The organism is Paenibacillus profundus (genome assembly GCF_021369635.1).
In the GTDB taxonomy this organism is placed as follows: domain Bacteria; phylum Bacillota; class Bacilli; order Paenibacillales; family Paenibacillaceae; genus Paenibacillus_B; species Paenibacillus_B profundus.
Genome location: NZ_JAJNBZ010000034.1, coordinates 1 through 13,849, shown reverse-complemented (window position 1 = coordinate 13,849; position 13,849 = coordinate 1). Strand labels below are relative to the sequence as shown.

The 13,849-nt window shown below is 46.5% G+C and carries 13 protein-coding genes, 1 pseudogene and 1 riboswitch; of the genes and pseudogenes, 4 read left to right on the top strand and 10 right to left on the bottom strand.

Translation table 11 applies throughout. The annotated features are described in order from the left end of the window. Positions 1-19: 19 nt before the first annotated feature. A complete protein-coding gene (locus LQV63_RS25960) occupies positions 20-424 on the bottom strand; it encodes a GNAT family N-acetyltransferase (RefSeq protein WP_233698845.1) in 405 nt (134 codons plus the stop codon). A gap of 951 nt (positions 425-1,375) precedes the next feature. Between LQV63_RS25960 and LQV63_RS25955 the strand changes: the two genes are divergently transcribed. From LQV63_RS25955 to LQV63_RS25945, 3 genes are all read left to right on the top strand, one after another. Further along, positions 1,376-1,585 carry a hypothetical protein gene (locus tag LQV63_RS25955; protein WP_026010883.1) on the top strand — a complete coding sequence of 70 codons (210 nt, stop codon included), beginning with the start codon at positions 1,376-1,378 and terminating at the stop codon, positions 1,583-1,585. A gap of 325 nt (positions 1,586-1,910) precedes the next feature. Then, positions 1,911-3,143, top strand: coding sequence for an aminopeptidase (locus LQV63_RS25950; protein ID WP_233698844.1), 1,233 nt, complete (start codon positions 1,911-1,913; stop codon positions 3,141-3,143). A 378-nt stretch (positions 3,144-3,521) separates the two neighbouring features. Continuing rightward, complete coding sequence (locus LQV63_RS25945) at positions 3,522-4,709, top strand: MFS transporter (RefSeq protein ID WP_233698843.1); 1,188 nt, start codon at positions 3,522-3,524, stop codon at positions 4,707-4,709. 78 nt (positions 4,710-4,787) lie between these two features. Here the strand turns inward: LQV63_RS25945 and LQV63_RS25940 are convergent, their stop codons facing one another. Further along, entirely contained in the window at positions 4,788-5,426 is a 639-nt protein-coding gene (locus LQV63_RS25940) for a cyclodeaminase/cyclohydrolase family protein (RefSeq protein WP_233698842.1), read from the bottom strand. After that, positions 5,423-6,286, bottom strand: a complete 864-nt coding sequence (locus LQV63_RS25935; protein WP_233698841.1) for a bifunctional 5,10-methylenetetrahydrofolate dehydrogenase/5,10-methenyltetrahydrofolate cyclohydrolase — start codon at positions 6,284-6,286, stop codon at positions 5,423-5,425. The genes LQV63_RS25940 and LQV63_RS25935 overlap by 4 nt, the downstream gene beginning before the upstream one ends. A 96-nt stretch (positions 6,287-6,382) precedes the next feature. Then, positions 6,383-6,467: riboswitch (ZMP/ZTP riboswitch) on the bottom strand. 146 nt (positions 6,468-6,613) lie between these two features. Here LQV63_RS25935 and LQV63_RS25930 point away from each other — a divergent pair. Further along, entirely contained in the window at positions 6,614-7,231 is a 618-nt protein-coding gene (locus LQV63_RS25930; protein ID WP_233698840.1) for a hypothetical protein, read from the top strand. A 16-nt stretch (positions 7,232-7,247) separates the two neighbouring features. Here LQV63_RS25930 and LQV63_RS25925 read toward each other — a convergent pair whose 3' ends face one another. The 7 genes and pseudogenes from LQV63_RS25925 to LQV63_RS25895 form a co-directional block, all read right to left on the bottom strand. Then, positions 7,248-8,270, bottom strand: a complete 1,023-nt coding sequence (locus tag LQV63_RS25925; RefSeq protein WP_233698839.1) for a zinc-dependent alcohol dehydrogenase — start codon at positions 8,268-8,270, stop codon at positions 7,248-7,250. Between the two features lie 46 nt (positions 8,271-8,316). Continuing rightward, a complete protein-coding gene (locus tag LQV63_RS25920; protein ID WP_026010884.1) occupies positions 8,317-9,126 on the bottom strand; it encodes a carbohydrate ABC transporter permease in 810 nt (269 codons plus the stop codon). A gap of 44 nt (positions 9,127-9,170) precedes the next feature. Continuing rightward, positions 9,171-10,112, bottom strand: coding sequence for a carbohydrate ABC transporter permease (locus tag LQV63_RS25915; protein WP_267934203.1), 942 nt, complete (start codon positions 10,110-10,112; stop codon positions 9,171-9,173). 102 nt (positions 10,113-10,214) lie between these two features. Beyond that, entirely contained in the window at positions 10,215-11,543 is a 1,329-nt protein-coding gene (locus tag LQV63_RS25910) for an ABC transporter substrate-binding protein (RefSeq protein ID WP_233698838.1), read from the bottom strand. Positions 11,544-12,080: 537 nt separating this feature from the next. Continuing rightward, a complete protein-coding gene (locus LQV63_RS25905) occupies positions 12,081-12,425 on the bottom strand; it encodes an antibiotic biosynthesis monooxygenase (protein WP_233698837.1) in 345 nt (114 codons plus the stop codon). A 123-nt stretch (positions 12,426-12,548) separates the two neighbouring features. Continuing rightward, positions 12,549-13,082, bottom strand: coding sequence for a GNAT family N-acetyltransferase (locus LQV63_RS25900; protein ID WP_233698836.1), 534 nt, complete (start codon positions 13,080-13,082; stop codon positions 12,549-12,551). 40 nt (positions 13,083-13,122) lie between these two features. Next, positions 13,123-13,664, bottom strand: a pseudogene (locus tag LQV63_RS25895) (DUF3267 domain-containing protein). Positions 13,665-13,849: the final 185 nt, after the last annotated feature.

Sequence of the window (13,849 nt, the reverse complement as noted above, 5' to 3'; positions counted from 1 at the left end):
TTGGCTTATATTTATTTTTTTAACTTCCAGATTGCATTTTATAGTTCCTCAAAATCATACCATTTGTCTTCGTCATTCCGAAATTGTCATAATAAGGAACTAAGTCATCGTCACAACATAAATCAATCATATATATGTCATCAAGTTCTTTTAGCATCCGATTTACTAATTCCTTGCCTATACCTTTATTTTTGTATTCTGGTAAAACTTCAAGAAATGGAATGTAGGCAGATAGAATTCCATCACTTATCGCTGTAATAAATCCAACTACTTGATTCGTATTATCATCAATCGCAATAATCACTTTACTGCTTTTCTTTAACAGTATGAAGTGAGTTTGTGGATTTGGTGGATTAAGCCAATCCACAAAAAAGCCCTTTAACATATCAGAAGAAATACCATCGAGTGAGTTCTTGTATATCATAATATATCAGCTCCTAATTTATATTAACTTATTAGACAGATGATATATATCAATAGTAAAGCAACAAAAATATGACCTCCAAGCATTCTAAGGAATACTATAAAGTTATTCTACTTAAATTTCAAAATCCCTTCTATATTGTAATTACTTTTAATACTTATTATTTTGATGGTGGGTCTTGGATATTACCTAAGGTAAATTATATCTTCAAATCAAATACTTTATGAAACCCTTTATCTCTAGATGCTAATGGATGTGTAATCGGATTTTTAGCCCAATCGTTGTAAGAGTTCTTGTACCATTTGTTTAATTAGCCAATAATGAGCGATTGTCGTATAGGTTGGATTAACGTGAAGTCCATCTACATACTAGCATTCTTAGCATTCTTTTTTTAAAATCGTTTAATTCTGTACGATATTCGTGAGGTCTGTACTTGGCTGTCTTCCAAGCCCAAATACTTTTGACCACCTTGACCTTTCTTACGAACATTATTAAGGTTGTAGTGCATTTTGTCGGTATTTAACCACATTTCTTTGAATGTCTTATTAGCCAAAGGAGCAGTTTCATACTTCTCTAAGAATTCCAAACAACAACGATGCCATCTTCTTTTGTAGCCAATCGTTGTAATTTAGCCAAGTTTTTGTCCCTCCATTACTTCTTCTAAACCCATTTTCCTTATCATTCTTTTATTGTTCCGTCTGGGACACGTATTTTGTGTGTGGCAGGTGCCGATCATAATTACTCCTTGTATGAGGGTCTAAACGGAGAAAAGGATTTGCAAGTCGCACATCCCTGAAGAGAATACTTGGTTCCGCCCCTACTTCTTACACATTAATCCTAATTAGGGATTGCTGACGGTAACGTAAACACATTATTATAAATACAAGAACATGTGATACTATTGAACAGATAGGTCAAATTCTAAATTGAAATTACATTTGAGGTGAAAATATGATGGAAGATAATAAGCCGAACGCTGCAGAAACAGAAGAAGTGAAAAAAGTGAGTCTGGCAGACGCGGCAAAGCGGATGCTGCAACAGAAGAAACAAGCGCAAGGCCAAGCGAAAGGTCAGCAACAGCATCAGGCTGCAGGCAATCAAATGATGAAGAGTCAACACACGAAGAAAATCAACAATCAGCGCAAACGTATGGGCGTATAGCTCAAACGCAAGAGCAGCACCGCTGTATAAGCGTGCTCGCATTGACAGCGCAGGCATAATGCAGCAGAGAAAGAGGGGCAGATACTGCCCCTCTTTCTTATTCATGCAGCTTTATTCGAACAATTATTCTGCTATTTTGTTGGCGTCCGCGATGCCACCGTCTCTGTCCGAGATGATACTGCTTCCGCCGTCACGACAGCTGGGAACTCCTACGCCGAGAGCGCTTCGGGTAATAGTTTGTCTAGCCGCCCGCGAATAAGGTATAGTGAATGTATCACGGCAGGCTCCATGAAGACCCTATAACAATTGAAAAAGGTGATGACATATGGCAACATTCGAACAACAGTTGGAACAATACGCTGAGCTCATCGTGAAGATAGGCGTAAACGTACAGCAAGGGCAACCCGTGTTCGTGACAGGCTCGCTTGAAATGGCACCCCTCGTTCGCCTCGTGGCAAGCAAAGCGTACGGTGCAGGCTCAAGCAATGTCCATGTTGAATGGACGGACGATACGCTGACGCGCTTGAAGTTCGAAAAAGCGGCGGACGACGTGTTCACTCAGTTCCCGCAGTGGGAAGTCGAGAAGCGCAACGCATTTCTGGATAAAGGAGCAGCGTTCATCTCCATCGTATCCTCCAATCCAGATTTGCTGAAGGGCATCGATCCGCAGCGGATCGGCAACAATCAGAAGGCGTCGGGCAAAGCATTGGAGCGCTTCCGCCAATTCGTTCAATCGGATAAAGTAAGCTGGACGGTCGTCGCGGCTTCGACCCAAGCATGGGCAGCCAAAGTGTTCCCAGAGCTGAACGGCGAAGAAGGAATCGCGAAGCTGTGGGATGCGATCTTCGAATCTGTGCGTCTCAACACGCCTGATCCGGTGGAAGCTTGGAAAGAGCACAACACGACCTTACATAAAAAAGTGGATGTATTGAACAGCAAGCATTTTCATAAGCTGCACTATACAGCGCCAGGCACGGACTTGACGATCGAGCTGCCAGAGAAGCACCTGTGGGTAGGCGCGGGCAGCACGAACGAGCAGGACGTTCCATTCATGGCGAACATGCCGACCGAAGAAGTATTCACCGTACCGCACAAATCCGGCGTGAACGGCTATGTGTCAAGCACGAAGCCGCTCAGCTACGGAGGCAACCTCATCAATAACTTTAAAGTGACGTTCGAAAACGGGCGCATCGTGAAGGTCGAAGCGGAAGAGGGACAAGACATTTTGCAGCAGCTTGTTGACACCGACGAAGGTTCGCATTACTTGGGCGAAGTTGCGCTCGTGCCGCACGAATCTCCGATTTCGCAATCGAATGTCCTGTTCTACAATACGCTGTTCGATGAAAATGCATCGAATCACCTGGCGATCGGAAGCGGCTATGCCTTCAACGTGGAGGGCGGCAAGACGATGTCACAGGAAGAGCTCGCTGCGGCCGGCGTGAACATCAGCATCACGCACGTCGATTTCATGATCGGCTCCGCGGAGATGGACATTGACGGCATTTATGAAGACGGTACTGTCGAGCCAATCTTCCGCAAGGGCAATTGGGCGATTTAACGAGCCAAGGATTTAACGGTTTGACGCAGTTTAGCGGCAGGAGCATGACGCTCCTGCCGCTTTCTATATTTTAATGACTTCTGATTGATCGCCAAATGAATTTAAACTGGACTAGTCCGGCATTCTGGTTTTATTCATTTATATCCATCCCGATGATGCCCACCGTATCCTTTGAAACGCCTCTTTTGTCCACTCTCCCAATCCATCAGAAACCGTTTACTGACTGGAGGGGAGAGTGAAGCAAAGCGTGGCGGCACATGAACAAGGTTCAGAGGGTGCAGCTCGATTGGAACTATGATATTAATGCTTGTCGTAATCATTCAAGCATGCGCATAATGGTAGAAAATAGATGACATTTTAGAGGAAGGAGACTCCTTCATGCACATATGGCAGGATTTTAAGGTGTTTATGAGGATTAAGGGCGCGGGCTTTCTCCTGCTGACCCTCTTTCTGTACGGAATCGGAACAGGGATTCTGGCGCCGATGAACGCCATTTATTTAAAGGAGTCGATAGGACTCGGCAAAGGCGAGATTGCTTCGATTTTCGCCATTTCACTCTTTCTAAATATGGTGCTTACGATCTCGGTCGGATTCATCAGTGACAGCATGAAGCGGAAGAAGACGATTCCGATCATCGCTTCCCTTATTTGCATGGCAGGTCTGCTCATCTATATGAATGCTGCAAGCTACATGCCCGCACTTATCGGGATGGCGTTGGCGACCGCACCCTCCGGCATGATTATGGGACAGCTGTTCGCGATGGCCCGCAATCATTTTACGCGCATGGCACCGGACGTCGTAGAGATCGCCCAGATTTGGCTGCGCGCGACGTACAGCGTCGGCTTCTTCACGGGTTTGCTGCTCGGAGCCAATTTGTATTTGCTGGCGACGTTCCAGGGCGTGCTGTGGGGGAATATGGCGGGGTATGCGGCCTTGTTCATCCTGCTGCTGTTCTATAAAGAAATTACGGCAGAGGCATCTGCCAATAAGGCGATTAAGGGAGAACCATTCTCCCTCATCATGCTGTTCGCCATCCTTCTGCTGTCCTGCGCCGATGCCATTCGGGGGTTGTATTTGCCGCTCGTCGTACACGAACAGTTCGGGGATCCGCGCCTGATGTCTTACATTTGGAGCACGCAGGCCGTGTTCGAGCTCTTGTTCATGACGATGGCCGGTTACTGGGCCGCCAAATACGGCAGCAAGCCCGTTATCCTGCTCGGCAGTACCTTTGCACTGGCCACTTATTTGACCTACAGCGTCAGCGGGTCATTGACCGTATTTTTCCTTATGCAGCCGTTGTACTCGTTCTTCGTGTCCGTGCTGTATGGCGTTGGCATGGGCTATGTGCAGCGCATGTTCATCCACAAGGCGGGCTTCGGCGCCAGTCTGTACGTATTCATTTCCCAGACGGCTTCTCTCATCGGCTACTTCCTGCCGTTGTTAATTGAAGGGGTAACGCCGCGCATCTTCTGGATTCCTGCAGCCTTGATTGTCGCTTCGATTGGGCTCATGACGAAGGTATTGTATACCGATCGGCATCAGCGCCAGCAAGCTATCTCTTCATAACGTATCCATACCGCACGTTAAGCCGACGATTCCACCGGGAACCGTCGGCCTTTTTCATACTGACGTTGTACATATGCCCTATCCTGCGATTCGTTGACGGACTGTATGCATCGTCGACTCTTTCAACTGCCCGATCTCCAGCAGCAATTGAGAGGATCGCTCTGCGTACTCTCCCTTCCGTTCCACATCCTTCACCGAGGCAAGGTTAATCTCAATTGTCAAATAGGCGGATTGGGCCGCCGCTTCGAACAAAATCGCCCCAATGCCCAAGTCAGAAATGACGTTCTTGTTAGACGTCTCCGCGATGGCGGCTGCAATGCGCATCCCGTCTCTGCATACCCGGAGCAGCCGGAGCGGAACTTCGATGGCCGCATAGGTCGCTTCGCGCAGCGCTTGTCTGCGGTTCACCTGCTCTTCCTCGGTCCCCTTGGGCTGCCGCAGCGCCTCCATGTACTGCCCGAACGTGCGTATGTCGTCGGCAAGCAGCTCCTCGCATAGCGCAGACAGACTGTCCATCTCATTCAGCGTAAGCTCAATTTGTTCCCGAATGCCTGCGAACTTCTCGCCCTGCGACAGATTGCCTACCATCGCGCTCATCGCTACGCCGAGCGCCGCTACGAGCGCGGCCACGCTTCCTCCACCCGGTGTCGGATCGGCGCTGCCCGCCTGCTCCAGAAAGCTCCGTATCGAACTGTCCCACGTTATGGCCTGATTCATTGCTCCGCCTCCTGTTCGCTGAGCTGGTAATCCAGCGCCAGCAATACATTTTCGAACAGAATAGCCGTCGTCAACGTGCCGACTCCCCCCGGAACCGGAGAAATAGCTGCAACGTCATCCGCCACATCCCGCGCAATATCGCCTCCAATCGTCCCATCGTCCGACTCGTTGATCCCTGCATCCACCATGACCAGATCGGGATGCACCATATCCCGTGTAATCAGGTTCTGGCGTCCGACCGCCGCGAACACAATCTCGGCATGCCGCAAATGGAAAGCGAGATCGGGCGTGCGGGAATGGCAGACCGTCACGGTCGCCTGCTCCCGCTGCAGCATGTGGAAGAGCGGCAGGCCTACAGTTTGCCCTCTCCCGACCAGCGTAACATTTTTGCCCGCCAGTGAATAACCGTAATGCTTAAGCAGACGGATACAGGCCTGCGGCGTGGCCGGATAGATTCCGCGCTCCCCAGTTACTGTAGCCAACTTGTTGAACGGCGTTACACCATCGACATCCTTGAGCGGCGCGATGGACTGCTCTATTGCCGCCGCGGACAGATGCTCCGGCAGAGGCAATTCGAGCATTATGCCATGCACGTCGCGATCAGCGTTCAGCTCGGCGATAAGCTCCAATATTTCTTGCTCCGTTACATCTTTTCCGAAGGCATGCAGTTGAAACGTTACCCCCAACTTATCCGCCGCCTTCTGCTTCATCTTCGCATAATAAGCGGAGGCGAGATCCCCCTCTACGAGAATCGTGGCAATGCAAGGAAGATGTCCCTGTGACGCGTACTCCTCCACTCGCTTCCGGATATCGTTGTACACGGCATCCGCGGCTTCTTTTGCTTTCATGACCATTCCCATCGTATAACCTCCTGTGGCATAGCGATTGCAATAATGTGAAATGTGAAAAACAAAAAAAAGCATTTGCCAAAGCTCAACAAGCGAGTCTTCAACAAACACTTTTACCCAGGCGAACGGTATCATCCGACTGTATGCTCCCTCGTGGTTGCTCCCACTATTTTCGCCAGTTACATACAGCATTCAATTTCTTTTATCCTACCAAATTGAAATAAAAAAGAAAACCTTTTTTTGTTTTTACAAAATAAATTTCTGCGCCCCGTCACATCTAACCTATCGTGAATACCATGGAGCAGCGAAGCACATTCATCTAGAAGAGGGTGTTATCAAATGCCTATTGTAGGTCAGGCTATAATAGTTAGTAGCAGTAACGTATATGTTGCGAATGACCGGGATACAGCCATTGCTTTGGCCGTAAGCGGAGCGCCAGGCAATAAAGCCACGGTTATCCCCCGCTATACTCTTTGGCCCCAATTAATTAAATATTCGAATGACAACGGGCCTTTCCCCACTATAAATCCCCGATACATTTGGGATTCAACTACATCCGATGGTCAAAGCAGAGGATTTGCCGCAAGAAGCGGCGGCATCGGTAACGCTAATCCGCTTACAATTAACGTGAATTTATGCGTCTTTTCCGACAATGCCCATGTGGCCCGGGTTGATGTTTATAATTTTAGTCCACCGACCCCTGTGTTGGTGCAGACGTTAACTCCTCCAGTGCTCTTGGATGGAAATATGGATCCTATTGTCGGCCTAAGCGAAACGCCGCCTTACAATTGGCAAGGCATAAGAGTGTACAAAAACAGCAGCAGCAATCCGCTTCCTCCCGGAGCGATATATGTCGTGGTAGTGTCGTTTACAGCGGTCAATTATATTCTCAATCCGCTTGGAAGTGAAAATCCTGCAGGATTATCGTTCGTCGCCAATGTCGATTTCATTTCATGAACAGCTATCTTTCCCTTCATTCCGCTGCCGAAGAAGATGGCAGATAAGACAGCACGATACCTATCGTATCGCGTGAAGAGGTCTTGTATCGTTCATAGGCTGCCGCGGCTTCCTCCACCGGCATCTCTGCCGAGATGAGCGGCGCGACCTGGATTCGCTTCTCGGCGAGCAGGCGCACGTATTCGCCCACATTCCTTCCTTCCGTCCAACGCACGTACCCTTTCGGGTAATCGATGCCGTCCACTTCATACTCGCGCTTGTATCTGCCTGGGCCGCCTGCACGGGAGATTAAGATTTGCGCTTCCTTGGAGAACATCAGCTCCCGGTTGAATTCCATTTCCAAGTCTCCGACGATGACCACTTTGCCGCGATCCCGAATCCAAGTGAGCGCCTGATCGATCATCCCCGCCGCATTCCGTCCTGTGCACAAAAAGACGGTATCCACCCCTTCTCCGCCGGTGGCGTCTTGAATGCACGCATCGATCCCTTCCAGCGTCGAATGCACGTCGTCGACTCCACATTGGCGCAACACCTCGCAGCGTTCGGACAGCAGATCATAGCCTAACATATGATAGGACGCAGCGTTCCCAATTTGGCACATCATCTGTCCCAAAATACCCAGTCCCACTACAACCGCCTGTTCGCCGAACTGGAGATTGGCCTGCCGCAGCGCGTGAATCGCTATCGCGCCCAGGCCAGCAAAAGCAGCCTCCCGAATATCCATTCCATCGGGAATGGGTGCGAGCAAATGCTTCGGCACGGCCAACAAGCCGGCATGCCGCACGAACGGAGCGCCGTAGCACGCGACGCGCTGTCCCGCCTGCACATGAGTGACGCCCGCTCCCACTTCCCGCACAATGCCGGCGGCACTGTAGCCCAGCGGGATCGGGCGGTCCGTTTTTTTCTCCGACATCATCATTTCCGTACCCGGGCTGATGGCCGAGTATTCCGTATCAACCAAGACGAAGTTCTGCTTCACATTCGGCTCGGGGAGGGTAATCGTCTTGATTTTCCCATCCAATGCTACAACCGATATCATGCTGATTCTCCCTTTCTTGTGCGGTATTGCGCGCTTTCGCGAATCGTTAAGATTTAAGTCCCGTCATAGCGATGCCTTCCGTAAAGTACCGTTGGAAGAAAATGAAAATGAGGAACGTGGGCACGAATGAAATCGCAGAGCCGGCCATCTCAACCCCGAAATTCCCTTCCTTCGTCAAAATGGAGGCCAGCCCCACCGTAATCGGAAACATATCCTCGGATGTCATGAAGATGAGCGGCGTGAACAAATCGTTCCAGCAGCTAATGAAGGCAAACGTCCCGATCGTCGCAATGGCCGGCTTAGCAAGCGGCAGCATAATGCGGAAGAAAATCGTAAAGTCGCCCGCCCCATCCATATAGGCCGCTTCCTCCAAGTCCTTCGGGATGGTCATCATGAATTGCCGCACGAGAAACACGCCCATAATCGCCCACAGCTCTGGCACAATGATCGAAGCATACGTATTAATCCAGCCAAATTGGCTGAACATGACATATTTCGGAATAATGAGCAGTTGTCCGGGCACCATGACGACAGCCATCATCGTCCAGAACACGAATTCACGACCGGGAAATTTCTTTTTCGCAAAAATATAGCCAAGCACTGCTCCGAAAAAGATTTGCGCCAGAACAGGGACGATGGTGATGACCAATGAGTTCTTAATCCACTGCACGAACGAGCTTTGGTTCATAATGTAGCTGAAGTTGTACAACGTGGGATTGGTCGGGATCCAGAACAACGGATCGGCCGTAGCCCTTTCCACCTTTTGCAGCGAACCTAAAATCATCATCGCAAATGGGAAAAAGAAGATGATTCCGAGGATCATGAGCATCAGGTATACAAATACGTTCTTCTTCATTGAGACAGTCAAAGCAAGCTCCTCCTCCTGCTGTAACGTGCAGCTTAATAGTGCACATCTTTCCCCAAATATTTGCGCTGCACGAGCGAGATGGCGAAAATAATAAAGAACAAAATATAAGCAAGGACGCTGGCGTAACCCAAGCGAAGTCCTGTAAAGCCTTCCTCGTATAAGTAATACACAAGAGTGGTCGTAGCGTAATTAGGTCCGCCGCCCGTTATCAAATACGCGGAATCGAATATTTGGAAAGAACCGATCGTCGTAATAATCGCCACATAGAAATGGATCGGCAGCAGCAAGGGGAAGGTCACTCTCCAGAACGTTCTCCACTTCGAGGCGCCGTCGATTTTGGCCGCTTCATACAGATGGCTCGGGATTGATTTCAAGCCTGCATAATAATAAACCATGGTGCTGCCGCTTACTTTGAACACGCTCAAGGCGGCCAATACGGGCAGCGCCTGCTTGGAATCGGAAAAGAACAATTGCGTATCGATGCCAATCCAGCTCAATATATAGTTGATCATCCCGTATTCCGTGCCTTTGAAGAGCCAAGCCCAAATACCGGAAATAATAACGAAGGACGTAACGACAGGGAGGAAATACAAGCTCTTAAAAAAGCCGGAAGCCTTCACGCCGAAGTTGACCAACAGCGCCAATCCCAGCCCCATGCCCATCGTCGGCAAAATATAATAAACGGAAAACAACACGGTATTCCAGATCGCTTTCCAAGCAATCTCGTCTTGAAAAAAATAACTCCAATTCGCAAGCCCTACATATTTCGGCGAACCAATAATCGGCCAGTCCATAAACGTCAGCACAAAGCTAAAGGCGAGCGGAAATATTTGAAATACGAGAAAGTGGGCCAAAATCGGAATCAAAAACACGTACACGATCGCATTTTTCTTGAATTCCAGCCGGAATCGCCTGCCTAATGGCGGTTTGTGCTGAAGGATCAGCGGCTCGGCCTGACCGTTCGCTTTTGACAAAGTAATCACCTACGATCCCATTAATTAATAATAGCGGGGGCCACCGCAACTCTGCTTGCGATGATCCCCCGCATCCTTAACGAATCAACGCTTCAGCATTCGTTACCCTTTGCTTTGTTCGTCTTGAATGGCTTTGGCCGCTGCATCCGCCGCTTGCTGAGGCGTCTTCCCGCCTTCGAGCATAGCAGCGATTTCCGCTTGAATCTTAGGCATAATCGTTCTTGCGACAGGACTCATCACGCCCGGGCGGGCATAGGCCGCCACCTCAAGAAACTTCTTCATATCTTCATCATTATCGTAGATGGAGGAAGCTGACTTGCGAGTCGGAATATAATTCGCCAGCTTGTTGAACGCCATTTGCGTTTCCGTGTTGGTCAGCACCTTCACGAATTCAGCCGCCGCTTCTTTATTTTTGCTGTTTTTTGGCACAACGAACATACCGACGGTTCCAAAGCTTGCTTCTGCCTTCCCCTTTAACGGCGGACCGGTCACATAGTCTCTATTCTCGGTCTTTAGCACGCTCAGAGTAACGCCCGCTCCCCATACCGATAACATTTTTCCAGACAAATATTCCGGGAACTGATCTTGATTGGATATGGAGTCCTTCGGAATCCACCCTTTGTTATACATATCTTTAATGAATTGGAAGGCAGCAACCCCTTCAGCATTGTTGATGACTGCGTTCTGACTGTCGTCGATTACATCTCCGCCGAACTGCCACAGAATCGGATACAACGTCGCGTTACAGCATGCGGCACCCCCGTTGAAATCCCGGGCATAATATCCTTTGGCGACGGCTTTCTCCGCCCAGACGTTATATTCATCCCACGTCTTCGGCACGTTCGCCGGGTCTTCACCGATGTCTTTAATGATGTCAGGGTTATAGAACATCATTTGTGCCTCTTGGAGAATAGGCAATCCATATAACGTCCCTTGATACGTTCCCGCTTCCAAAGAGCCGGGAGAGAAATCGTCCATATTGTTGTCTTCTAAATAAGGTGTTAACGGTTCAAGCACGTCCTTGTTAGCAAATTGCGGAATCTGGTCAGGAAGCTGATAGAATACATCTGGACCATTGCCCGCAGCAAGGGCCGTCAATATTTTCTGCTCGCGGTTCTTCCACGGAATCTCTTCCAGCTTCACTTTGACATCAGGGTGCTTCTCGTTAAACGCTCCAATCGCTCCGTCAAACACCGTCTTCAGCTCATCCTTCTTCTCCTCGGCAACATACGGATGAATCCATACCGTAATATTGCCAGACAGCTTCTTCCCTGCAGCGTCCTGCCCGGAATTCGCCTGTTCTCCCGCAGACTTCGCTTCTCCCGCGTCCGTTCCTTGACCTGAATTCGAGCCGCCTGACCCGCATGCCGCGAGCAGCATCGATAATGAGAAGATAAGCGTCAACAGCAAGATGTTCGTGCGTTTAACCATAAATAAGACCATCCCTTCTATATATAATTAACAAACTAGATAAGAACCACGGTTATATGTATTTCCACCCCACTGTAAACATCATTATCGTAGCCACCATCCTCACAACAATCAATATTCCATATAAAAACGACAGTATAGCAACAGTTTATAGGACAAGTTATAGTTCACTTCTGGTATATTTATAATATTACCCAGCCAAGAAAGCGCTGTCAATACTGTCGGTGTTTATGACAATTTAAAGACATCCAGTACTGTATGGGAGAATGAGCACATAAGGACCATTGCACGGAAGTGTGCCGAGAAAATAAAGTATTAGACTGGATGTATTGAATTCGCGCGGTTTTTCAAATTACAAAAACCGTCAGTCACCGTAAAACAAGTATTAGACTAACCCCGAAATTGAAACAGCGGCTGCAATAGAAAGAGTGGATATGGGAGACTATAAAATATAGTTTACAGACTCTGTTTCAGTCCTTTCTTTAAAATGAGAAAGAGCAACCTGTTTTTTAGACAAGTCACTCTTTAAATTATTAATTAATCTATCTTTTTGTTTGTTAAATTAGTTCTCCACTCATTCGTTGGTGTAAGATAACTAATTATTCTTTCATCGATTAAATCCACAAGTTTATTCTCATATGTTTTTCTATAAGGTTTAGGAAGTTCTTCTTTTAGCCAACTTTCCTTTGTTCCTTTCCAGATTTCAAAAAGAGTAACCTCATTTGAATTATCAATATCATCTGAAAGAACGGCACTTACAAAAGCTGGTTCATGTTCCATCGCTCTCATATTAGCAGATAATAGTTCTTTGAATTCTTCCTTTTTTTCACTTTTAATTTTAAATCTTATATAGAGTATTACGTTTTCTTTATTATTACTCATAAATATCCTCCAACTTAATAAGTTTAGACTTATCATCTAAGTAATCATATCATGTTGTAGGCATTGAAAACATGATATTGAATATGTTTTCCATTTAATGCAATGTTGATCTATTTAGTTATTCTACCCGTTAGTTGAAGACCGTTGGTTCCACTCTTCCCGCAGTATAGCGTAGTAATATTCATCCCACCATTCATTTTGATAGGGAATACATTTCTTGAAATAACCTTCTCGTCTCATTCCGATCTTCTCCATAATTCGATAAGACGGTAAATTTTCTGGCTGACAAGTTGCAATTATTCGGTGTAGATTCATTTCCTCAAATCCATTTTTCAATATGGATAATGCCGCTTCTGAAGCGTAGCCTTGACTGTGAAAACTGGGATTGAATACCCATCCAATTTCATATGTATGCTCACCAAAATATTTATGAAATACAATGTGACCAATAAGCTTTCCATTATCCTTTAAAACAACAGGAAAATTTCGGGCTTGGTCGCCAATGTTTTTTCTAATAAATTCTTTAACTGTCTCTTCGTTAAAAACCCCTTCCGGTATATATTTCATGTTACTTATATTCGAAGTGTATTCAAGTACTGCTGGCCAATCCTCGCATTCAAAACTTCGAATTATCAATCTATCCGTTGTTACATACATTGTCTTCCCTCCAACCTAAATTAGCACTATTTGTTCTCCGTTAATGATTGTCTGTATGCCTGATAATATAGGGATATTGTTTTACTTGATAATAACCTCTCCAAAATACTGTTTTGTTAGGCTTTATTAGGATTAGAAATGAATTAACTATATCGGAAGAAGAGATTATCAGGTTTACCCAACCAATAAATAACATGAGTGATTTGATACTACCCGATGAATAGCAAGAAATAATACCAGGCAATACCGACAATACGATAATAGGTAGACTCATAAAAATCCAAAATCTCTTTTTGGATAAAATTGCATTTGTATTAATCCAAAAAAATATACCTTTTACTGTTAGGCTAATGTCACCTTTATTATGTATAACAAGAACATGGAGGAACTCATGTACTATAAAAACAGCAACAATAATTAGAAGAAGGGTGAGAAGAGTGAACGTGCTTATAAAAGAAAACCCTTCCCCTAATAAGTTAGGTGCTAGAAAAATAGCGAGCATCAATAGATAAACAAACTTCATATAATTTTTCCGAAACCAGTTATTTTTCGAATAAAAGGGGTCCATTCAGAAAAATCCATATTTATTTGAGGCAAATTTCGAAACCACAACATCATATTATCATCACCACATCCTTATCCATAAACATTCCAATTATATCACGTAATGGTTGTTACATGCTGTAAATACATCATGATTATTACGTATTACTCCCTCTATGAAGAATCACTTTTCTCTTAAATGCTCGCGTTTTCTTAGAATTTGA